Annotated in this window: 23 protein-coding genes, 1 pseudogene and 1 riboswitch; of the genes and pseudogenes, 11 read left to right on the plus strand and 13 right to left on the minus strand. The window is 70.9% G+C overall.

Annotated features, from left to right (window positions below; genetic code table 11):
- Window positions 1-243: 243 nt before the first annotated feature.
- Together ACFHWS_RS17595 and ACFHWS_RS17600 are read left to right on the plus strand one after the other, a co-directional pair.
- Complete coding sequence (locus ACFHWS_RS17595; protein ID WP_416568567.1) at window positions 244-2370, plus strand: HelD family protein; 2127 nt, start codon at window positions 244-246, stop codon at window positions 2368-2370.
- A 92-nt stretch (window positions 2371-2462) separates the two neighbouring features.
- Window positions 2463-3455, plus strand: a complete 993-nt coding sequence (locus tag ACFHWS_RS17600; RefSeq protein ID WP_416568568.1) for a hypothetical protein — start codon at window positions 2463-2465, stop codon at window positions 3453-3455.
- Between the two features lie 16 nt (window positions 3456-3471).
- On the opposite strand, the gene ACFHWS_RS17605 is transcribed toward ACFHWS_RS17600, so the two are convergent.
- Window positions 3472-5076 (minus strand): alpha/beta hydrolase fold domain-containing protein, encoded by a 1605-nt coding sequence (locus ACFHWS_RS17605; RefSeq protein WP_416568569.1) that lies wholly within the window; start codon window positions 5074-5076, stop codon window positions 3472-3474.
- Window positions 5077-5300: 224 nt separating this feature from the next.
- Here ACFHWS_RS17605 and ACFHWS_RS17610 point away from each other — a divergent pair, with 224 nt between their 5' ends.
- On the plus strand, window positions 5301-6068 hold the full coding sequence (locus tag ACFHWS_RS17610; RefSeq protein WP_416556521.1) for a VOC family protein: 768 nt from the start codon (window positions 5301-5303) through the stop codon (window positions 6066-6068).
- A 12-nt stretch (window positions 6069-6080) separates the two neighbouring features.
- Here the strand turns inward: ACFHWS_RS17610 and ACFHWS_RS17615 are convergent.
- The 4 genes and pseudogenes from ACFHWS_RS17615 to ACFHWS_RS17630 all read right to left on the minus strand — a co-directional run.
- Window positions 6081-6857 (minus strand): annotated as a pseudogene (locus tag ACFHWS_RS17615) (ABC transporter ATP-binding protein); the annotation flags it as partial.
- A 68-nt stretch (window positions 6858-6925) separates the two neighbouring features.
- Window positions 6926-8038: a FecCD family ABC transporter permease gene (locus ACFHWS_RS17620; protein ID WP_416556522.1), complete on the minus strand. Its 1113-nt coding sequence runs from the start codon at window positions 8036-8038 to the stop codon at window positions 6926-6928.
- Window positions 8039-8054: 16 nt separating this feature from the next.
- The gene (locus tag ACFHWS_RS17625) at window positions 8055-9026 is read right to left on the minus strand and encodes an ABC transporter substrate-binding protein (protein ID WP_416568570.1); all 972 of its coding nucleotides are present in this window, start codon (window positions 9024-9026) and stop codon (window positions 8055-8057) included.
- Between the two features lie 123 nt (window positions 9027-9149).
- Window positions 9150-9214: riboswitch (cobalamin riboswitch) on the minus strand.
- 139 nt (window positions 9215-9353) lie between these two features.
- Complete coding sequence (locus tag ACFHWS_RS17630; protein ID WP_416568571.1) at window positions 9354-11255, minus strand: M14 family zinc carboxypeptidase; 1902 nt, start codon at window positions 11253-11255, stop codon at window positions 9354-9356.
- A 165-nt stretch (window positions 11256-11420) separates the two neighbouring features.
- Between ACFHWS_RS17630 and ACFHWS_RS17635 the strand changes: the two genes are divergently transcribed.
- From ACFHWS_RS17635 to ACFHWS_RS17645, 3 genes are all read left to right on the plus strand, one after another.
- Window positions 11421-11630, plus strand: coding sequence for a hypothetical protein (locus ACFHWS_RS17635; protein WP_416568572.1), 210 nt, complete (start codon window positions 11421-11423; stop codon window positions 11628-11630).
- A gap of 97 nt (window positions 11631-11727) precedes the next feature.
- Complete coding sequence (locus ACFHWS_RS17640) at window positions 11728-12519, plus strand: phosphotransferase family protein (protein ID WP_416568573.1); 792 nt, start codon at window positions 11728-11730, stop codon at window positions 12517-12519.
- A gap of 34 nt (window positions 12520-12553) precedes the next feature.
- Window positions 12554-13018 carry a DUF2809 domain-containing protein gene (locus ACFHWS_RS17645; protein ID WP_416556527.1) on the plus strand — a complete coding sequence of 155 codons (465 nt, stop codon included), beginning with the start codon at window positions 12554-12556 and terminating at the stop codon, window positions 13016-13018.
- Window position 13019: 1 nt separating this feature from the next.
- Here the strand turns inward: ACFHWS_RS17645 and ACFHWS_RS17650 are convergent, their stop codons facing one another.
- The gene (locus tag ACFHWS_RS17650; RefSeq protein WP_416556528.1) at window positions 13020-13385 is read right to left on the minus strand and encodes a GntR family transcriptional regulator; all 366 of its coding nucleotides are present in this window, start codon (window positions 13383-13385) and stop codon (window positions 13020-13022) included.
- Window positions 13382-14161 (minus strand): hypothetical protein, encoded by a 780-nt coding sequence (locus tag ACFHWS_RS17655; protein WP_416568574.1) that lies wholly within the window; start codon window positions 14159-14161, stop codon window positions 13382-13384. The genes ACFHWS_RS17650 and ACFHWS_RS17655 overlap by 4 nt, the downstream gene beginning before the upstream one ends.
- A 196-nt stretch (window positions 14162-14357) precedes the next feature.
- Between ACFHWS_RS17655 and ACFHWS_RS17660 the strand changes: the two genes are divergently transcribed.
- The 3 genes from ACFHWS_RS17660 (at window position 14358) to ACFHWS_RS17670 (ending at window position 15439) form a co-directional block, all read left to right on the plus strand.
- Window positions 14358-14597, plus strand: a complete 240-nt coding sequence (locus ACFHWS_RS17660; RefSeq protein WP_282233253.1) for an AbrB/MazE/SpoVT family DNA-binding domain-containing protein — start codon at window positions 14358-14360, stop codon at window positions 14595-14597.
- The gene (locus tag ACFHWS_RS17665) at window positions 14587-15051 is read left to right on the plus strand and encodes a type II toxin-antitoxin system VapC family toxin (protein WP_416568575.1); all 465 of its coding nucleotides are present in this window, start codon (window positions 14587-14589) and stop codon (window positions 15049-15051) included. The genes ACFHWS_RS17660 and ACFHWS_RS17665 overlap by 11 nt, the downstream gene beginning before the upstream one ends.
- Window positions 15052-15181: 130 nt before the next feature.
- Window positions 15182-15439 (plus strand): hypothetical protein, encoded by a 258-nt coding sequence (locus ACFHWS_RS17670; protein WP_416556531.1) that lies wholly within the window; start codon window positions 15182-15184, stop codon window positions 15437-15439.
- 120 nt (window positions 15440-15559) lie between these two features.
- Here the strand turns inward: ACFHWS_RS17670 and ACFHWS_RS17675 are convergent, their stop codons facing one another.
- The 6 genes from ACFHWS_RS17675 to ACFHWS_RS17700 form a co-directional block, all read right to left on the minus strand.
- On the minus strand, window positions 15560-16156 hold the full coding sequence (locus ACFHWS_RS17675; RefSeq protein WP_416556532.1) for a PIN domain-containing protein: 597 nt from the start codon (window positions 16154-16156) through the stop codon (window positions 15560-15562).
- Window positions 16153-16536 carry a helix-turn-helix domain-containing protein gene (locus ACFHWS_RS17680; protein ID WP_416556533.1) on the minus strand — a complete coding sequence of 128 codons (384 nt, stop codon included), beginning with the start codon at window positions 16534-16536 and terminating at the stop codon, window positions 16153-16155. Before ACFHWS_RS17680 ends, ACFHWS_RS17675 begins: the two co-directional genes overlap by 4 nt.
- Window positions 16537-16810: 274 nt before the next feature.
- Window positions 16811-17587 carry a GOLPH3/VPS74 family protein gene (locus tag ACFHWS_RS17685; RefSeq protein ID WP_416568576.1) on the minus strand — a complete coding sequence of 259 codons (777 nt, stop codon included), beginning with the start codon at window positions 17585-17587 and terminating at the stop codon, window positions 16811-16813.
- A gap of 11 nt (window positions 17588-17598) precedes the next feature.
- Window positions 17599-17922, minus strand: a complete 324-nt coding sequence (locus ACFHWS_RS17690) for a DivIVA domain-containing protein (RefSeq protein ID WP_416568577.1) — start codon at window positions 17920-17922, stop codon at window positions 17599-17601.
- 51 nt (window positions 17923-17973) lie between these two features.
- Entirely contained in the window at window positions 17974-18225 is a 252-nt protein-coding gene (locus ACFHWS_RS17695; protein WP_416568578.1) for a hypothetical protein, read from the minus strand.
- 4 nt (window positions 18226-18229) lie between these two features.
- On the minus strand, window positions 18230-18541 hold the full coding sequence (locus tag ACFHWS_RS17700; protein WP_416568579.1) for a hypothetical protein: 312 nt from the start codon (window positions 18539-18541) through the stop codon (window positions 18230-18232).
- A gap of 128 nt (window positions 18542-18669) precedes the next feature.
- Here ACFHWS_RS17700 and ACFHWS_RS17705 point away from each other — a divergent pair, with 128 nt between their 5' ends.
- Both ACFHWS_RS17705 and ACFHWS_RS17710 read left to right on the plus strand, forming a co-directional pair.
- Window positions 18670-19452, plus strand: coding sequence for a helix-turn-helix domain-containing protein (locus tag ACFHWS_RS17705; protein ID WP_416556538.1), 783 nt, complete (start codon window positions 18670-18672; stop codon window positions 19450-19452).
- Window positions 19449-19640, plus strand: a complete 192-nt coding sequence (locus tag ACFHWS_RS17710; protein WP_416568580.1) for a DUF397 domain-containing protein — start codon at window positions 19449-19451, stop codon at window positions 19638-19640. Before ACFHWS_RS17705 ends, ACFHWS_RS17710 begins: the two co-directional genes overlap by 4 nt.
- The last annotated feature ends 192 nt before the right edge of the window (window positions 19641-19832 follow it).

The following is a 19832-nucleotide window of genomic DNA, read 5'->3' on the forward strand; positions in this document are numbered from 1 at the left end:
CGCACCCCGCACCGGGCACCTGCCGAGCAGACCCGGGCACCTGCCGAGCAGATCGGCCGGCAACCCCGTCGCGCCGGCAGAGCGGGAAATCTGGTTGACCCGCGACGGGCCAGGGGTAATGTCGATGGCCGCTTGACGGCCGCGGTGAGTCGCACCGCAGCGGACGTCCCCCGCGCCGGGCACCGGCCGACCCGGTTCCGGACACGCGAGCGAGCACGCCGGCGATCCCAGCCAGGAGTCAGCATGCCCGCACCCGACCTCGACCGCCCCACACCCGACCGCCGCCCCGCACCCGATTTGGACGGCGAACTCGCCGCCGAACGCGCCCATCTGACCGCGTCCCGCGCCGCTCTCGCCCGGATGCGCAACCGGGCCGAGGCCCTGTTCGGCACCGGCGACCGGGTCGCCGGGGATGCGTACGCCGCCGAGACCCTGGGCCGGCACCTGGCCCGCCGGGTCGCCGAGCTGGCCGACAACCCGGACACGCCGCTGTTCTTCGGCCGGCTCGATGTCGAAGACGATCCCGACCTCGACGACGACCTTGAGCCAGGCGGTGAGCCCGATCCGGGCGGGCTGCGGATCAGTCGGCCCCACATCGGCCGCCGGCATGTCGCCGACGACACCGGCGAACCACTGGTGCTCGACTGGCGGGCGCCGATCAGCCGGGCCTTTTACCAGGCCAGCGCCCGCGATCCGCAGCGGGTGCGGGTCCGCCGCCGGTTCGGTTTCGCCGGCGGCGAACTCACCAGCTTCGAGGACGAACACCTCGACCGGGGCGAGGAGCTCGGCACCGCTTCCCGCATCCTGACCACCGAGATCGAACGACCCCGGGTCGGCCCGATGCGGGACATCGTCGCCACCATTCAGCCCGAACAGGACGAGCTGGTCCGGGCCGCGCTGGCCGAGTCGATCTGCGTGCAGGGCGCGCCCGGCACCGGCAAGACCGCGGTCGGCCTGCACCGGGCGGCCTACCTGCTGTACGCGCACCGGGAGCGGCTACGCAAGGCCGGAGTGCTGATCGTCGGGCCGAACCGGGTGTTCCTGTCCTACATCGCCAACGTGCTGCCCGCCCTCGGTGAGGTCGAGGTGGCCCAGTGCACGGTCGCCGGCCTGATCGACTCGGTGCCGGTACGGGCAGCGGACGCCCCGACCGCCGCCGCGCTCAAGAACGACCCCAGGATGGCGCAGGTGCTGCGCCGCGCCGTCGAGGCGTACCTCGGCGAACCGGACGAGTCGATCGTGGTGCCGGACGGCTCCTACCGCTGGCGAATCGGCGTCGAGGCGTTGCACCGCATCGTGCGGACGGTCCGCGACGAGGATCCGCCGTACCGGATCGGTCGGGAACGGGTGCAGGCCCGGATCGTCGCGCTGCTGCAACGTCAAGCCGAGACCCGGCGCGCCGAATCACCGAGCGACGCCTGGTTGCGGCGGATGGCCCGGGTGGCACCGGTACGCGCCCTGCTGGACCGGGTCTGGCCGGCGCTCACCCCGACCGGGGTGGTGTCCACGCTGCTCACCGATGCGCAGCGGCTGGCGACGGCCGCCACCGGGCTGCTCGACGAGGCCGAACAGGCGGCGCTGCTGCGGCCACCGGCCAGGTCGGTCCGCACCACCAGATGGACCGAGGCCGACCTGGTGCTGATCGACGAGGTCGCCGGGCTGCTCGACCGGCCCACCGGGTACGGGCACGTGGTCATCGACGAGGCGCAGGACCTGTCGCCGATGCAGTGCCGGGCGATCGCCCGGCGCAGCGAACACGGCTCGGTCACCCTGCTCGGCGACCTGGCGCAGGGCACCGCCCCGTGGGCGGCCACCGACTGGCACCGCACCCTGACCCACCTCGGTCGGCCCGACGCCGCGGTGGTGCCGCTGACGGTCGGCTTCCGGGTGCCGGCGGTGGTGGTCGAGCTGGCCAACCGGCTGCTGCCGGCGCTCGCAGTGGACGTACCACCGGCGGTGTCGCTGCGTCGCGACGGGTCGCTGTCGCTGCGTACGGTCGACGATCTGACCGGTGCCACGGTGGCCGAGGTACGCGCGGCGCTGACCCACGACGGCTCGGTCGGGGTGATCACCGCCGAGTCCACGGTGACCGGTTTGCGCGACGCGCTGACCGCCGCCGGTGTCAAGGTCACCGGAGCCGCCGGCGACCCCGGGATCCGGGTGTCGGTGGTCGCCGCGACCGAGGTGAAAGGGCTGGAGTACGACCACGTGGTGGTGGTCGAGCCGGCCGGTATCGTGGCGGCCGAGCCGCGTGGGCTGCACCGGCTGTACGTGGTGCTGACCCGGGCGGTGTCCCGGTTGACGGTGCTGCACGCCGAACCGTTGCCACCCGCGCTGACCGACCATGCCCGGACCGACCACCGGCATTAGCAGAACCGACCGGCGGCACTAGCAGAACGGCGCGCGCCACACCGCCCGCCCCCTCCAGGTTGGCCCGGCGACAGCTGGGAAACAATCGCCAGGTGAGCGATGGAGGGACGGCCGGGCAGGACCGCGCCGGTGGCGGCGGCCGGCGGCTGCTCGGTCTCCTGCTCGCTGTGCTCCCAGTCGCCGTGGTGCCGTTGACCGCCGAGGTGCTGCGGCACCGGCTGCCGGACCGGCTACCGATGCACTGGAACACGGCCGACGTCGTCGACGCGACCAGTTCGCTGACGAACAGCGTGACCGGCTACACGATCGGCGCAGCCGCCGGGGCGGTGCTCGCCGCAGTCGGGGTGCTGCCGCTCGGGCTGCGGTGGCAGCTGCGGCGGTGGCTGATCACCATTGGCGCGGCGGTCGCCGGGTTCGTCGCCGGGATCTGGCTGACCACCGTGGCACTGTCGGTCGACGTACTGGACCCGACCCGGGCACCGGCTCCGAGCTGGCACATTCCCGCGCTGATGGTCGGGGTGACCGGTTGGACGGTGCTGGCGTACGCGGCGTGTGGTCCGCCGCCGGCCCGGCCGGCGGCGGACGGCCGGCCCGCCGCCGAGCTGCCCCGGGTGCCGCTGCCGGCTGACGGTGCCGGGTGGACCGAGCAGACGTCGGTGTCCCGCACCGGGCTGTGGATCCTGGTCCCGTTGCTGCTGCTCGCCGGGGTCCTGGCGGTCTGGATCAACGTCTGGGTGGCCAGCCCGGTGCTGCTCACCATGGCGTTGGTGATGCTGCTGCTGGTGAACCGGTTGACCATCGACCGGCAGGGCATCCACATCGGCTTCGGGCCGTTCGGGTGGCCGCGGATCAGCGTACCGGCGCGGGAGATCGTCGGGGCCGTCCAGACGACGGTACGGGTGTCCGATTGGGGCGGCTGGGGCTACCGCTACCACCCCGACACGCGTGGACGTGCCCTGATCACCCGGTCCGGTCCGGGCATCCGGGTGCAGCTGTCCGGTGGGCGCTATCTCGTGCTGACCACCCGGGAGCCGCAGACCGCAGCCGGTCTGGTGAACACCATCGCGGACCTCGCCGACCGCTGATTCCGGTCCCGTAGGCTCACAGGCCGGTCGGCCAGCCGCTCGACGACTGGCCGGACGGGTTGTACACGGTGTGCAGCTCCGCCGCCACCCGGTCCTGGGCCGCCTCCGCCACGTCCAGCACCGCACCCATCCCGAAGAACTCGTGCGGTACTCCGTCGTAGTGGATGTGCTCGACCGGCACCCCGGCCCCCCGCAGCCGCTGCACGAACGCCTGCCCCTGGTCGCGCAGCGGATCCCGTTCCACGGTCAGCACCACCGCCGGCGGCAGGCCGGCGAGCCGTTGCACCGGCAGGTCGAGCAACGCCACCCGAGGGTCGTCGAGCATCTCCGGGCGAGGGAAGGCGTGCCGGGCGAACCAGCTCAGCATCGGGCGGTTCAGCGGTGCCGCGTCGGCGGCGTCCACTCCGGAGCCGTCATCGACCGTCATACTGGTCACCGGGTAGATCAGCACCTGCAGCAGTGGCAGCCGCTGACCGGCGTCGCGCAACTGCAGACAGGTAGCCACCGCCATGTTGCCGCCGGCGGCCTCGCCGGCGATGGCGATCCGCTCCGGGTCACCGCCGATCTCCCCGGCGTTGTCCAGCAGCCAGCGGGTCGCGGCGAGCACGTCGTCGTGGGCAGCCGGGAACGGATGCTCCGGGGCGTGCCGGTAGTCCACCGCCACCACCAGACACCGTTCCTTGTTGCACAGCGCCCGGGGGGTGGCGTCGTAGGTGTCCAGGCTGCCGACCACCCAGCCACCCGCGTACAGGTAGATCAGCACCGGCAGGCCGCCGGCCGGTGACGCCGACGTCGGCCGGTAGACCCGCAGGGTCAGCTCCCCGCCGGGACCGTCGATGGCGAAGTCGAAGACCGAGTCGACCGGCTCCCGTTCCGCCGGGTCTCCCCGGTCGGTACGGATCCGGGCCACCGCGTCGGACAGGGTCGGCTGGCGCCGCGCCTCGGCCGGGTCGAGGATCTCGGTGGGCCGGGGGCCGAGCGCGGCGAACGCGTCCAGCAGCGCCTGCGACTGCGGTTCCAGCAGCCCGGACGCGTCAGTGGCGAACCAGCCACGCCGCCCCGAGGTCCGGTCGCGGAGCCGGTCGACCAGCGCGGCCGGGCCGCCCAGCAGCCGACTGCTGCGGGAGGTGTTCGGTGTCTGCGGATGCGGATGGGTGGGTGCACGGTACTTCGCGGCGGTGAACTGCGCCCCGAGTTCGGCCATCCGCTGCGGACCGACCGCGGCCCGCAGCGCCGGCAACAGCACCCCCTCCTGGTCGGCGGCCTGCCGGCGAACGTCGGCAATCAAATGGTTGAGTGCTTCTTCGAAGTCCAGGTTCCCGGGTCTGGACCGGTCGACCTCGGCCGCCGCCTCCTTGATCCGCTGACGGGTGTCCCGCCCCCACTGGACCAGCTCCGCCACCGCCCCGGCGGACAACCGGCCGGTCACCGCCGGCTCGTCGAAGACCGGGTCGAGGATCTGTTCCTCGGCCGCCAGGTGTATGGAGATCCGGTAGACCACCTGGTCTGCCAGGATCCGCCGGTCGCCCTGGCCGGTTTCCAGCCGCCGGAAAAGCTGGTCCAGCAGGACGTGATCGTCGTTGATCGCCCGGTCGATGTCGCCCGGCAACACCTCGATCACCCGTACCATCGTTCTCCCCCGCTGTTCCACGTCCCGGCCGCTGTCCGGCGTCCCCGCCTGGCTTCGGTCGGTGACGTCAGCCCGGTGCACGGTTACCCTCGGCGCGGGCCATGATTCCGCGTGACGGGCGATTGCTTCGGCGAATCTCCCCCGACCGTCGTCGACCGGGTGCCAGGATTCGGTCAGCAGGGTCCACTCAGCCGATCAGCAGGAGGAAATCCGCCATGTCCGTCGCCGCGGCCGGGGTACCCGCCTGGGTCGACCTCGGTACCTCCGACCTGCCCGGTGCGATCCGGTTCTACGGCGAACTGTTCGGCTGGTCCGCGCAGCCGCCCGACGATCCGGACGCCGAGGGATACACCCTGTTCAGCAAGGACGACAAACTGGTCGCCGGGGCCGGCTCGGTGTCCACCGGCGGGCAGCCGCCGACCTGGACCACGTACATCGGCACGCTGGACGCCCAGGCGAGCGCCAAGCTCGTCGAGTCGGCCGGCGGCACCGTGCTGATGCCGCCGTTCGACGTGCTCGACCGGGGCCGGGCGGCGGTCTTCACCGACCCGGCCGGGGCCAGCTTCGCCGTCTGGCAGCCGCTGTCCATGGCCGGCGCGGAGCTGGCGAACGTGCCCGGCTCACTGTGCTGGAACGAGCTGACCACCCGCGACCCGGAGGGCGCGAAGGAGTTCTACGGCGCGGTCTTCGACTGGGAGTGCCGGGACACCCCGTTCCCACCGATCATGTACACCGAATGGCTGGTCGAGCAGCAGCCCGTCGCCGGGATGATGCCGATGGTCGGCGACGACTGGCCGGCTGACCTGCCGGCCCACTGGATGGTGTACTTCGCGGTGAACGACTGCGACGCCACCGCCGAGCACGCCGCCGCGCTCGGCGGCACCGTCTCAGTCCCGCCCACCGACCTGCCGCACGGCCGGTTCGCCGTGCTCAACGACCCGCAGGGGGCCTTCTTCTCGGTGATCCGGATCGCCGGCGACTGACGGTTCTGGACGGGGAACGTCCCGGTCGCGGACCGGGACGACCAGCGGGCCGTGCGCGCCTGGCAGCACCCGCACCCGGGCCCGGTAGTACCGGGCCAGGTTCTCCTCGGTGAGCACCTCGGCCGGCGGGCCGGCGGCGACCGTCCGGCCGGCGGCGAGCAGCACCAGCCGGTCGGCGTACTCGCCGGCCACCGACAGGTCGTGCATGGTGGCCAGCACGGTCAGCCGACGGTCCCGGCGCAGCTCGTCGACCAGCTCCAGCACCTCCTGCTGGTGGCCGATGTCCAGCGCGCTGGTCGGCTCGTCGAGCAGCAGCAGCGGGGCGCCCTGGGCCAGCGCGCGGGCCAGCAGCACCCGCTGGCGTTCACCACCGGACAGGGTGGCCAGCCGCCGGTGCGCGAACCCGGTCAGGTCGAGCCGGACCAGCACGTCGTCGACCACCGCCAGGTCGGCCGCCGACTCCCGACCCAGCAGCGGGACGTACGGCGTACGGCCGAGCAGCACGTAGTCGGCGACGGCGATCCCGGCCGGCACCACCGGTGACTGTACGACGGTGGCGACCAGCCGGGCCCGGGCCCGGCGGCCGAGCCGGGTGATCGGCGTACCGAACAGGTCCAGGCTGCCGGCGGCCGGCAGCAGCCCGCCGACCGCCCGCAGCAGGGTCGACTTGCCGGCCCCGTTCGGCCCGATCACCGCCACCCACTCACCGGCGGCCACGGTCAGGTCGACACCGTCCAGCACCGGCACGCCGCCGAGGCGTACCCGCAGATCACGGCCGACGACCGGGATGCCGGCGGCAGTGCTCGCGGGCGCCGGCCCGGTCCCGGGCCCGGTGTCGGGCGCGGGCGCCGGCCCGGTCACAGCGCCACCGTCCGGCGGGTGGTGCGCAGCACCAGCACGAAGAACGGGGCGCCGAAGAAGGCGGTGACCACACCGATCGGGATCTCGGCCGGCGCGGCCACGGTCCGGGCCACCACGTCGGTGACGGTCAGGAACGCGCCACCGAGCAGCATCGACAGCGGCAGGATCACCCGGTAGCTGCTGCCGGCGACCAGCCGGACCAGGTGCGGCACGATCAACCCGACGAAGCCGATCAGCCCGGACACCGACACCGCCGCCGCGGTGCCCAGCGACGCGGCGGCGAGCAGCAGATAGCGGGACCGTTGCGGGTGCAGGCCGAGGCTGGCCGCCTCCTCGTCACCGACCGACAGCACATCCAGCTCGCGGCGGTGCGTTAACACCACCACGGCGGCGATCACCGCGTACGGCAGGACCAGCCGGACCTCGTGCCAGCCGTCGGTGGCCAGCCGGCCCAGCAGCCACGAGTACACCTCCCGGATGGTGTCGACGTGGCGCTGCAGCAGGTAGGTCTGCCCGGCGGCGAGGAACGCCGATACCGCCACCCCGGCCAGAATCAGCGTCGCGGTGGACCGGTCCGGCCCGGCGGCACCCGTGCCGAGCAGGTAGGTCAGCGCGACCGCGCCGAGCGCGCCGACGAACGCGGCCAGCGGCACCGTCACCGGCAGCCCGGTCAGCACCCCGGTGCCGGAGCGCAGCGCGATGACCGCGGTCACCGCCAGCCCGGCCCCGGCGGCGACGCCGAGCAGATGCGGGTCGGCCAGCGGGTTGCGGAACACCCCCTGGTAGCAGCCACCGGCCAGGGCCAGCATGCCGCCGACCAGCAGCGCCAGCACCACCCGGGGCAACCGCAGCTGGGTGACGATCGCCACCTGCCGCTCGTTGAGTCCACTCTCCACGTCGACGCCGGGCAGCAGGTTGAGCAGTTCGGCGGCGACCGCCAGCGGCGGCAGGCTGGCCGGGCCGAACGCCAGCCCGGCCAGGGCCGACAGCACGACGGCGGCCACCGCACCGGCGAACCAGCCGGCGGTCAGCCCCGGACGGCGCCGGCCGGTCGGCCCGGACCAGCCGGCTGCTCGTTGCGGGTCGGTCCGCCGGCCGGGCCGTCGCACCGGCGTACGGAGCACGTCAGGACGCCGCCGCCGCGTCGACCGCGTCGACGATCGCCCGGACCAGGTCGACCACCCGGGGACCCCAGCGGGACGCGACGTCGTCGTCGAGCTCGACCACCTGACCGGCCTGTACTGCGGTGATGGTGGACCAGCCGGCCCGCTGCGCCACCGTCTGCGCGTCCTGCTGGCAGCACTTGGTGTCGGCCAGGAAGATCAGGTCCGGGTCGGCATCGATCAACGCCTCGGCGGACAGCTGCGGGTAGCCACCGGCTTCCCCGGACGGGTCCGCCGGGTCGGCCACATTGGTCAGCCCGACCATGGTGAACAGCGACCCGACGAAGGTTTCGCTGGTCACCGTGTAGAGAGTCGGGTCGAGCTCGTAGTAGTAGCTCAGCGGCTCGGCCGGCTGCGCCACGTCGGCGATCAGCTTGTCGATGTCGGACCGCATGGTGTCGACCAGGTCGGCCGCCGCCTCCGGGTGCCCGGTGAGCGCGCCAAGTTCGGTGATCTGGCGGTACGTGTCGTCCAAGGTGACCGCCGCCCCGGCCAGGTAGACCGGGATCGACAGTCGGGTCAGCCCGGCCACCACCTCGTTGGTGTCGCCGGAGAGCACCACCAGGTCGGGTTCGTAGCCGGCGATCGCCTCGACGTTCGGGGTGAACCCGGACAGCTCGGTGGTCGGCGCCTCGGCCGGGTGGTTGGAGTTGTCGTCGACCGCTGCCACCTGGTCGCCGGCACCGATCGCGAAGAGCATCTCGGTGGCGGTCGGCGACAGCGCGACGATCCGCTCCGGGCGTACTTCCAGGGTCAGGTCACCGACGGTGACCGGATAGCTGGCGGTGGCGTCCGGGCTGACGCCGGGCTGCGCGTCGTCGGGTCCGCCGGAGCCGTCGCCGGCCTGGCCGCAGCCGGTCAGGGCGAGCGTCGCGGCGGTGGCGACCGCAGCGGTACGCAGCAACGCGGCCCGCAGCGGGTGGGGTCTGCTCATCTGGTCCTCCTGTCGGTCGAGGGCTGGTGCTTCGCCGACAGGTCGGGGGTGGTGACGCCGGCCCCGGCCAGGTGGCGAGGCGCCCTTCCTCGAGAGCGCGGTTCGCGACCACTCCGCAGGCGACCTGGCTAGCCCCGACTGTCGGCCGGGGCATCACAGTTGCGGGACAGCGCCGGGTTCGCACCGGCTTCGCTGCGGGGCGGTCGGTAGCACGGTAACCCACCGGCGCCGGCCGGCAGACATCGCGACAGCGCAGGGCTGCCGTACGGTGATGTTCACCGCACGGCAGCCCTGCCCACCGTCAGGAGCAGGCAGCCCTGCCCGCCGTCAGGACCTGGTGATCCGGACGTCGTCGATGGCCGCCTCGACCAGACTGGCGGTGGAGGCGTCCGCCGCCTCGACCAGGATCCGCACCGTCTGACCCGCGTACGGGGTCAGGTTGTAGCTGCTGGTCGACCAGGACCCGTACCGGTTGCTCCCCGCGCCGGACTGGTTCAGCAGCGTCGTCGTGCCGCCACTGTGCACCACGCTGATCCGCAGGTAGTCGGCCGACGACGAGTTGTTCAGGTGGGCCAGGTACCAGGCGAGCGACAGGGTGAGGGTGCCACTCGACGGCAACGCGACAGCCGGCGAGCGGGCGCTGGTCGCCCCGCTGTCGATGTCGTACGAGCCGGCGGAGGAGCCGGCCAGCCGGCCGGTGACCAGGCTGTTGCTGCCCTGGTAGGCGGTCAGCTGCAGGGCCCCGCCGGAGCTGGTGGCCTGCGCGACGCCGCGCTCCCACTGCCCGGTGCTGGCGGTGTCGGTGCCGCTCGGGTCGGTCGTCCAGCCGGTCGCCGACTCGAAGTCGTCCGCCCAGACGGTGCTGCCCGGCGGGTCGACCGGACCGCCGCCGCAGTACTGCGATTCCTTGCCGATCACCCGGTACGGGCAGTCGGCGTACTCGCTGAACATCAGCACCGCTTCCCGGTTGCGGGCGGTTTGGACAGGGATCACCTCGTCCGGCGGGTAGAACCCGCCGCCGCTGGACGAGCCGGGATACAGCTCGAAGGTGTACGCCCAGATGCCGTGCTCGCCCCACATCCAGTCGATGCTGCTGCCGTCGGTGATGTACAGGTCGGAGGACTGTTGCGGGGTGTAGCCGTTGGTCGCCGCCATCCGCGTACCGAGGGTGGCGAACGTGTTGTACTGGTCGGTGGTCATCCCGGAGGGCGTGTTGGCGGTGGTCCAGCCATACGGCCAGAGGACCAGCTCCGAGTAGGTGTGGAAGTCGATGTTGGCCTTGATCTGCTGCTCACCGCCGACGACCCGGCTGTTGACGAAGTCGCGCAGTGCCTGGGTTTCCGGAGCGGAGAAGGCGTACGGGCCACGGTAGGTCGACGACGACGGGGATCCGGAGGATCCGCCGCAGCAGCCCCACAGGTAGTCCCAGTTGCGGTTCAGGTCGGTGCCGACGGCGAGCGCACCGCTGTTCGGCTGCCGGTTCTTGCGCCAGGACCGGTACGAGCCGGTGGCGATGTCGTACTCGCTGCCGTCCGGGTTGACGGTCGGCACGATCCAGATCTCGCGGGTGTTGACGATGTTGGTGATCCGCGAGTCGCTGCCGTAGCCGTCGGTGAACAGGTTCAGCAGGTAGACCGCCATCTCGACGGTGAGGTGCTCGCGGGCGTGCTGCTGCGAGTTGAACAGGATCTCCGGCTCGTCCTCGTCGGTGCCGACGTTGTCGGAGATCTTGACCGCCATCAGGTCGCGGCCCTCGTACGAGGTCCCGATGCTGATCTTCCGGGCGATGTTCGAGTGGCTGGAGACCACCTGGTTGACCGCCGTGGTCAACTCTGCGTAGTTGTGGTACGCCGAGTCGGACGGCGGGAAGTCCAGCGTGGTGACGTCACCGGAGTCGTCGGTCCTGGTAGGTGCCCGGACCGCTTCGACGTCGAAGCCGAGCGCCTGGATCGCGCTGACCTCGGCTCGGGTCGCGGTGATGTTGAGGATGCCGTGTTCGATGTAGTCGATCGCGGCGCCGGTCCCGGCGACCGCGTCACGGTCGGCGAAGGTACGCGGTCCGAGGACCCGGTACGGGCCGGCGATCGACTCCCGGTCGACACCGCTGGGCTTGGGATCGGCCGATACCGGGCCGGTCACGACGGCGAACAGGCCGACGACGGTTGCGACGGCGAGGACGGTGGTCCTGCGCCACGAGCCGGCGTTGGCAGTTGGTGCGCGGAATCGCATCTAGACCTCCTGGGGGTGGGGAGGACTCCGCTGGTGAGCACAACTGCACCACCTGTCACATGGTCATATCAATATCTTTCGCGATCAATTCCATGCCAAGCTGATCATCACACGGCGCGGATACTTCGCGTACCGGACACCATGCGGGGAGGGACAGCCCTGTCCATGACGGATCTCAGCCACCACGGACTCCTCGATCCACTGCGCCGCGAGCACCAGGCGGACACGGCCGTCCGCGACCGACAGTCCAAGACGGCGTGGAAGCTCGCCGAGCGGGCGCTGTTCTGCGATCGGCCGGCGACCCTTGGTGCACGAATCCGACGTCGAGGTGCGGCCGAGGCGTTCGGGGCGCAGCCTCCGCTCAAGATCAGGTGAGCGCCATGGACGTCTCGTCGCGGTTGTGAGGTCCATAGCGCTCACATGATCATGGATCTCGCCCGCCGGAGCGCCGGATGCGGGCCGGGTAAACCGGGTGACGCCGTCTGCCGGCCCCGCGATGATGGCCAACGTGGCGCAGGTCGAGGTCGTCGTCGCCCATCACGAACGCGCGACCCTGCGCGTCGGCGACGTGTTCCTGAAGGTCGACGCCGACCAGACGCGCACCGACGTCGAGGTCAAGGCGATGACGAGAGCACCGGTGCCGACTCCGCAGGTGCTGTGGCGTAGACCGCCCGTACTCGCGCTTGCGGCCCTGGCCGGGACGGCGCTCGGCCGGCTCGGCGAGCCGTCGACGGCGTCGGCAGCGGCCTGGACCGCTACAGGTGCCGCCATACGGATGCTGCACGACGCGCCCCTGCCACCGTGGCCCGGTCGCAGTCCCGACGAGTTGGTCTCGCAACTCGACGGCGAGTGCCAGTGGCTCATCGCGACCAGCCTGCTCCCCGCCAGCCTCGTCGTGCGCATCCGCCGGATCGCCGAGGCCGCGTTGCGGCCGTGGACACCGGTCTTTACGCACGGCGACCTGCAGGCCGCCCACGTCTTCGTCGACGGCGACGAGGTCACCGGCATGCTCGACTGGTCCGAGGCGGGCCGGGGTGACGCCCTGTTCGACCTCGCGACCCTGACGTTGGGGCACCGGGAGCGCCTTGGTGACGTCCTCGCCGGCTACGGCACCGACGTCGATGTCGACGTGATCCGCGCCTGGTGGGCAGTGCGCAGCCTGCTGACGATCCGTTGGCTGGTCGAGCACGGCTTCGACCCGGCCTCGCCGGGCTGCGAGATCGACGTACTGAGATCCGCCGGGACCCCGCTGACCGGCCGGTGACCGACAAGGCCGGTGAGCGATAGGGTCGGGCGCCGTGGCAGGTCTCATGTGGCGGGTACGGCTGGCGGGCCTGGCCGCCGCCAGCGGGTTTCTCGCCGTGGCGCTCGGCAGCCGGGTGCTGGCCGGCGGCGACGGGGTGCTGGACAGTTCCGGCGCACTGCAGCAGTCTTCCGGCACCGCCCTGTACGCGTCGATGGTCTACGCCGGGGTGTTCGTCCTGGCACCGGGTGCCGGGCCGATCGCGGCCGGGGCGGGTGCCGTCGCCTTCTGCTGGCTCGTCGAGCTGCTGCAGCTGACCGGCGTACCGGCGGAGCTGTCCGAGCGCAGTCTGCTGGCACGGCTGGTCCTGGGCGTCCATTTCGACCTCACCGACCTGGCCTGGTACGTGATGGGCGTACTGCCGTTGGTGCTGCTGCATGTGGGCGTCGATCGCTGGCGACTGCGCCACCGGGACCGGCAGCCGGCTGACGCCGGTGCCGGTCGCGGGCGTGGCCGGTGAGTCACGGTGTGGCCGGTCGGCCCAGCGCCGCCTGCACGATCCGGATCGCCTCGGCGGGGTCGATGCCGCTCCTGGTGATGATCGTCGCGTAGTCGCGGGCGGCGCGGTGGGCCTGTTCGAGAGCCTGATCGCCGGCGGCTGTGACGAACGAGCCGGCCCGGCCACGGGTCTCGATCAGCCCGGCCTCCTCCAGCTCCCGGTACGCCCGGCCGACGGTGTTCACGGCCAGGCCGAGGTCGGCGGCGAGCCGGCGGACCGTCGGCAGCCGGGTGCCGACGGCCAGCGACCGGTCCTGGATCTGCCGGGCGAGCTGGGCCCGGAGCTGCTCGTACGGCGGCGTCGGCGAGGCGGCGTCGATGGCGATCATCGGACGATCATGGCCTGCCGTGCGGTCACCCCGACAGCCCTGGTCCGGGTCTGGACCAGACCGAACGCGACGACACCGGCCAGGACGAGTCCGATAGCGACCGCGTTCCACCAGCCCAGCGACTCGCCGTACAGGAAGATGACCGGCAGCGACCAGACCAGGCTGGGGGTGACGAGGGCGCGGGCGTCCTCGACCCGCATGATGACGTCGGCCGTGAGTGACGCCTCGTCCTCGGCGACGGCCGGGCTGGTCAGCACCTGACGCAGCTGCATGATCATGCCGGCACCGGCACCGACGAGACCGATCAGTACGACGGCGGCCCCGGCCCGTAGCACCGGGTCGGAAACCGGCAGTACGCTCACCGCGAGCCCCAGCGCAGCGGTGTAGGCGGCAACCGTGAAGACGGCGTACGGCCGGCCGAGCACCGCCGGCCAGCCGAACCCGACCGGATGGGCCACCCGACGGGACAGTTGCGCGCCGGCTCGCCGGTCGACGCGGCGGACCCAGTCGCGGAGCAGCCACTGCGCCACCAGCATGCCGATCACCAGCGCGGTGAGCACCAGCAACGGCAGCCAGGAGTACGCCGCGTCGGTGACCCGGACCGCCGCGTGGGTGAGCGCCGCGCCGATCAGGAACGCGGCCAGCAGGACGTCGCCGGCGAACTTGGCCCGCCGTCGTACGGCCAGCCGCGTCGCCAGCAGCGGGGTCGAATCGGTGTCGGTCAGACCGTGCTGGTCCAGCCACTGCCTGGTTTCGCTGTGCTCTGTCTGGCGCATCGCCACCACCTCCATAGTCGCAAGCTTTGTCTTACAACCATGAGTCATAACATGCGACAAAGTCAAGTCAGTCAGGCGTTGGCCTCGACCCCGCCCTGCGACTGGAACCCAGGGGAGGGGAGGAAACCCCTCGCAGCCCTGAAACACAACCGCTAGTATTACGTAGTACAAGTAATACGTGACACGTGGAGGCACGGTGAAGCTAAACAGCAAGGGTCAGGTGACCATCCCTGCGCCGCTGCGCGCCAAACACGGCCTGCATGAAGGCGACGAGATCGAGGTTGTCGAGGAGGGCGGCGCGCTGCGAATTGTGCGGGTCGACGGTGCCCTCTCCAGAGGACAACGGCTTGTGCGGCATCTACGCGGGCAGGGCACCGCACGCGAGACGGAGGGCATGACCACGGACCAGCTCATGGAGTTGCTCCGTGGCGAATGAACGGCTTCGCGCGGCGCCCGAGAGGCATTCGGACGGGACCGTCACCCTGGTCGACTCCAACGTCCTGCTCGACATCCTCACCGAGGATCCGACGTGGTCACAGTGGTCGGGTTCAGCGCTCGCCGCCTCCCGCGACGCAGGCGTGCTCGTGATCAACCCGATCGTGTACGCCGAGATCTCGGTACGGTTCGACCGCATCGAGGATCTGGACGAGGTCGTCCCGGCATCGGATTTTCTCCGCGAACTACTGCCTTACCCTGCGGGTTTCCTGGCAGGGAAGGCATATGTCAAGTACCGCAGGCAAGGTGGCACCAAGAGCTCGCCGATCGCCGACTTCTACATCGGCGCCCATGCGGCAGTATGCGGCTATCAGCTCCTCACCCGGGACTCCGCCCGGTACCGCAGCTACTTCCCCAGGCTGGCCATGGTCGCCCCCGACTCGTCGCAGGCATAGCCGAGGTCTGCGGCGCCCAAGCCTTCCCATGGGCCAGCCACGATGGCATCATGAAATCGTTATACGTCGATCTTGTGATGCCTGGAGACACGCGGAAGATCGGCGAGTGCCCCGACCTATGGGAGGATGTATGCGAAGACTGACCACACTGCTGGTGGCGTTCATGATCGCCATGGCCGGCCTGTTCGCGACCACCGCCGCCCCGGCTTCGGCGGACTACCCGGACCCGCCGGGCGGCACGCTCCGCAACGTCTACAGTGACCTGAACTTCTGCCACTCGTACGGCAACTACGGGATCCAGAACGACCTGTGGAGTTCGTATCTCTGCCAGTACCGCGCGTACGGCAACCCGCCCACCGTCTACTACTTCTTCTGGACGTTCGACTAGCAGGTGGATCCTGGGGAGGCTCCACCGGGTCAGGTCAGGGCACGTCCGTAGGTGGCATGCCGGTCGACCGTCGCGCCGGCAGTCGGGTCGCAGCGCCGCAGGTTGGCCCGCGCGGTCGATTTATTCAGACGTGAGCAGTCGAGAGACCAGACTTGCAGCCGTTGGGGCGCCAGCTCTACGCAACGCCGCGACCGTCGAATCGTCGGTGGCACCTTTCAGCGAGTCGACGGCCGTTCGGTGGACAGTAAGCATTTGCGGCCCATAGTCGACCACCAGGCGGCTGAGCAGCTGGTCAGGAGTAAGTACCTCGATGCCGAGCCCGCCGACGAGATGCGTCGGGAAGTCCTTGATGTTCGAGGTGCACAGGACCGTCGCCTCTGCGGCGACAGATGCCGCCAGGACGTGGCGGTCGTCCTCGTCGGGTAGCGACATCTCGGCCAGGACGCGCCAATGCTCCTCGTCCGGTTCCACCTCGGCGAACGGGAAGGCGCGGTTCATCGCGGCGACCAGCCGCCGGGCTGCCTCCTGGTCGAAGCCCTCTACGTTCGCCATAAGGTGCTCGGTGACCTCGGCGAGGATCTGGGCACTCCAGGAGATGGTGATGACCTCCTGATCGGCCGCATAGAGCAGATAGTCACGCAGGATCCGGGAGTAAAGCACGTTCGCGTCGGCGAGGACAACCCGGATCAGATCGACCTCGTCAGCAGTGCTGCTCATCCGGTCAGACCGAGCTCGTTTTGCACGGCGACCAACTCGGCGATTGCCGCGTGCCGCCGCTCACGCTCTGCCTCAAGGAACGCCCTGATCGAGGAGACGCGGATGCGATGGTGACTGCCGACCTTGCGGGACTCCAGCAGTCCCCGGTCCATCAGCTTCCGAACCTGTGGGCGTGACATCGCCAGCAGGACCGCAGCCTCGGTCGGGCTGACCTCGGAGTTCGCTGGCGAAACAACTATCTCCTCGCCGCGCGCCCGAGCGTCGACCAATCTCGACACCAACTCGGCCGTCTCCCGTGACAACGCCACGTTCACCTCGCTGCCAGGCTCGGCCAGGGCACGGTGGAGTGCCTCGGCGTCGCGTATGAGTAGATCCGTCACGGCCACCCCTCAACTGCTCCAACTGCTCCAACTGCAGCGAGTGTAACAGCCGATGGGGCAGGTCAGGGCACGTCCGTAACCGGGGCGCCAGCGATGCCCGGTCCGGGAACCAATTATGTTCCGAGAGCTTGATGCCACAGGTGCATCATGATTCGTCTCCGGCATCGAACTCGACCGGCACCCCCCGGCCCGAGACGCGGCACTGCGTACGTCGGGCGGTGCGTTCCGTAAGGCGTCGTCGGGATCGCGGTGATCGGCGGTGCCTGCCTGACCCTCAGCGCCGGCCTGGCACCCAGCGCCGGCCCGGTCCCCGGCGGCGGTGGGATGCGCCGTCGAGACGGTTGCGGGCAATGGTGAACAGCTCGCCGACCTCGATCGGCAGCCGGCCGGCGGTCTCCCGGTGCAGGTGCCGACGGGCCGCCGCCGGGAGACCCGCGAGCAGGGCGTCGTCCAGCCCGGTGACCAGACACAATCCGGCGAGTCGGGCCTCCAGGTCAGGCAACGGCTCCCCGCGCTGTAGCCGTACGGTCAGCCGGGCCCACGCCCACGCGGCCCGGTTCGCGTCGACCGGCACCTGGCGCACGGCGGTGGTCAGCAGACGGCGTACCGTCCGGGGCCGCACCACGCCCGCCGCGACCAGCCGCCGCGCGACCTGCTGATGAGCGCCGGGCGCCAGCAGCGCCAACCAGGTGCCGACCCGCCGGTACCCCGGCTCGGCGGCCATCCAACGCAGGACCCAGCCGCCGAGCGCGTCCACCGGCACGTGCCGCGCCGCCAGCCAGAGCCGGCCGTCGCGCACCCGCAGCGCCCCGGCGTCGACCAGGTCCACCAGCAGCGCGGCGGCCAGACCGAACCCGACTGCCCGGTCCGGCAGCCGCAGCCGACCGGTCGCCGTCTCCTGCGCCAGCAGGAAGAACTCGTCGGCCAGCAACGGTCTCCGCAGGTGCACCGCCGGCAACGGCAGCGTCGTTGCGGCGTCGGCCCAAGCGGCGGTCCCGGTCCCGGCCCTGGCCCCGGTGTGGTGGACCATCATGGCTCCCTTCGCGGTCATTGGCCGACGGCCTACGCCGGCATCCGGGCCTGGAACTGCCGCGACTGCCAGTCCCGCAGCGCCTGCTTGATCCGTACGTTCTCGTCGCGGGTCATCGCCAGCTCGGCCCGCACCGCGGCCAGTTCGTCGGCGACCAGGTGCAGGAAGGCGCGTACCTCGGCCGGGTCGAGACCGCGCCGGGTGCGGTCCAGGAACTGGCGGTCGCGGACCAGCCCGGGGCTGATCGACGGCCGGGCCGCAGCCCGGTAGTGGCGGGCACCGGCGTTGCGGGTGTGCGGCCGGGACTGCCGCCGGGTACGCCGGGGGAACAGGACGAGGTGGAGAAGCCTGCGCACGGTGGAACCGCCTTTCGCATTTCGACGGGATCGCTGTCAGGGTGTTTCTGGTCAGGAGCGAGATTCGGGGGTACGGCCGTCACGCTCGACGACGCCGGGCCGCCGCAAGGCGTGTTTGAACACCGACAGCAGCATCATCTGGCCGGTGCGTGGGCCGCTGACGAAGGTGCCCATCACCGCGATCATGGTCACGTGTGGAATATCGTGACCGTGCCGCAGATGTGACACCCGGATCGCCACCGGGCCGTTGCCGAATGCCCAGTCTTCGGCGCGCAGACGCAACACGTCGCCGACCTTGATCAACGGTTCACCGGACAATTTCGCACCACCCGCCGTCGTTGCCGCTCCGGCCGTCGTCGCCGCTCTCCGGCGGGTGCGGGAACTCCGGCGGCGACAGGCCGGCGACGGTGAGGACGGTCCGGATCCGGCGCGCTCGCGGCACGTCCCGCCGGTCGAGGATCGCCAGGGCCATGGTGAACGGCGCGCAGAACGCCACCGATCCGCACGTCGGGCATTCGCCGATCCGCCTCGGCAGATGCTTCTCGGCGGTCTCCCTTGCGTGCCGCAACACCGGGTCGTCGTCCGGGTCCGCCCCGGCGACCATCACCTTATTGATCATCGAATCCCTCCCGATTTTTCTGCTGTCAGCAGATCCACCCTGGACCCGCGACGCCAACAGTGGAAGGATTCCCACCAACAGAACCCGTTCCGAAACTTCGATCTTGAATCGGGAAGGACCGGTAATTCGTGAGCAGCAACGGGGTTCCCCGCACTCTCAAGTTCCTCCGCACGCTCAACGGAGGCATGACCCAGGAGCAGTTGGCGCAGCGGCTGAGCGTTTCCACCTCGCTGATCGCCAAGTTCGAGACGGCCCGGCAGATCCCACTGCCGGACACCGCCGAGCAGATCGACGATGTCTTCGGCAGCGGCACCCTGGTGCAGGAGACCGCCGCGGACGCCCGCAATGCCGTCCCGCCGGACTGGTTCCAGCCGTGGCCGGAGTACGAGGCCCAGGCCGAGATGCTGCGCTGGTTTGAGCCAACCTACGTCCCCGGGTTGCTGCAGACCGAGGCGTACGCCCGCGCGGTGCTCGCCGTCGGTCTGCACCCGCCGGAGGTGGCCGAGCAGCGGCTGGCCCACCGGCTCGCTCGCCAGGCCACCGTCTTCGACCGCAGAACGCCGCCGGTCACCTCGTTCATCGTCGATGAGGCGGCGCTACGGCGGGGCGACCCGGTGATGATGAAGGAGCAGTTGCTGCACCTGGTCAACATGTCGCGGAGCGACCGGGTGCTGCTGCACGTGGTGCCGGTCGACGCCGGACTATACGCCGGACAGTCCGGCAACTTCATTCTTGCCACGCTGCCGGACGGGGCGACGGTCGCCTACACGGAGAACCCGGTGGACGGCCGCACCTACGAGGAGCCGGCGAAGGTCGCCGCCCTCGTCAACATCTGGGAGGCGATACGCTCGGTGGCACTACCCCAAGACATGTCCCGAGACCTGATCGCGAGGATGGCAGAGGAGCTATGACCCAGCCAGCGTGGCGCACCGCCAGCCGCAGCAACAGCAACGGCGGCGAATGCGTCGAAGTCGCCGACAACCTGCCCGGCCGGGTACTGGTCCGCGACAGCAAGAACCGCACCGGCGGCACCCTCACCTTCACCCCCACCGCCTGGTCAACCTTCATCACCCAGGCCGCCGCCACCCACCACCACTGACCACCCGACACCACGCTGCGGCCCCGTCCTGCGCACCTACGCCGGGTCAAGGGCAGGGCCGCAGCGGCGGTCGACATTTCCCTCCCGGCTGGTCACCCGGGCCAGTCGCCTGATCGCGAGGATTGGCAGGCAGCTATGACCCAGCCAGCGTGGCGCACCGCCAGCCGCAGCAACAGCAACGGCGGCGAATGC

It is taken from the genome of Micromonospora sp. LOL_013, from assembly GCF_048060315.1.
Classification (GTDB): Bacteria; Actinomycetota; Actinomycetes; order Mycobacteriales; family Micromonosporaceae; genus Micromonospora_E.

Excerpts from the sequence above, each read along its gene's own strand:
- ACFHWS_RS17595 (WP_416568567.1), top strand. The coding sequence starts at position 244 with ATGCCCGCACCCGACCTCGACCGCCCCACACCCGACCGCCGCCCCGCA.
- ACFHWS_RS17635 (WP_416568572.1), top strand. The coding sequence starts at position 11,421 with ATGACGGATCTCAGCCACCACGGACTCCTCGATCCACTGCGCCGCGAG.
- ACFHWS_RS17710 (WP_416568580.1), top strand. The coding sequence starts at position 19,449 with ATGACCCAGCCAGCGTGGCGCACCGCCAGCCGCAGCAACAGCAACGGC.
- ACFHWS_RS17650 (WP_416556528.1), bottom strand. The coding sequence starts at position 13,385 with ATGATCGCCATCGACGCCGCCTCGCCGACGCCGCCGTACGAGCAGCTC.
- ACFHWS_RS17655 (WP_416568574.1), bottom strand. The coding sequence starts at position 14,161 with ATGCGCCAGACAGAGCACAGCGAAACCAGGCAGTGGCTGGACCAGCAC.
- ACFHWS_RS17630 (WP_416568571.1), bottom strand. The coding sequence starts at position 11,255 with ATGCGATTCCGCGCACCAACTGCCAACGCCGGCTCGTGGCGCAGGACC.
- ACFHWS_RS17610 (WP_416556521.1), top strand. The coding sequence starts at position 5,301 with ATGTCCGTCGCCGCGGCCGGGGTACCCGCCTGGGTCGACCTCGGTACC.
- ACFHWS_RS17670 (WP_416556531.1), top strand. The coding sequence starts at position 15,182 with ATGCGAAGACTGACCACACTGCTGGTGGCGTTCATGATCGCCATGGCC.
- ACFHWS_RS17700 (WP_416568579.1), bottom strand. The coding sequence starts at position 18,541 with ATGATCAATAAGGTGATGGTCGCCGGGGCGGACCCGGACGACGACCCG.
- ACFHWS_RS17675 (WP_416556532.1), bottom strand. The coding sequence starts at position 16,156 with ATGAGCAGCACTGCTGACGAGGTCGATCTGATCCGGGTTGTCCTCGCC.
- ACFHWS_RS17685 (WP_416568576.1), bottom strand. The coding sequence starts at position 17,587 with ATGACCGCGAAGGGAGCCATGATGGTCCACCACACCGGGGCCAGGGCC.
- ACFHWS_RS17625 (WP_416568570.1), bottom strand. The coding sequence starts at position 9,026 with ATGAGCAGACCCCACCCGCTGCGGGCCGCGTTGCTGCGTACCGCTGCG.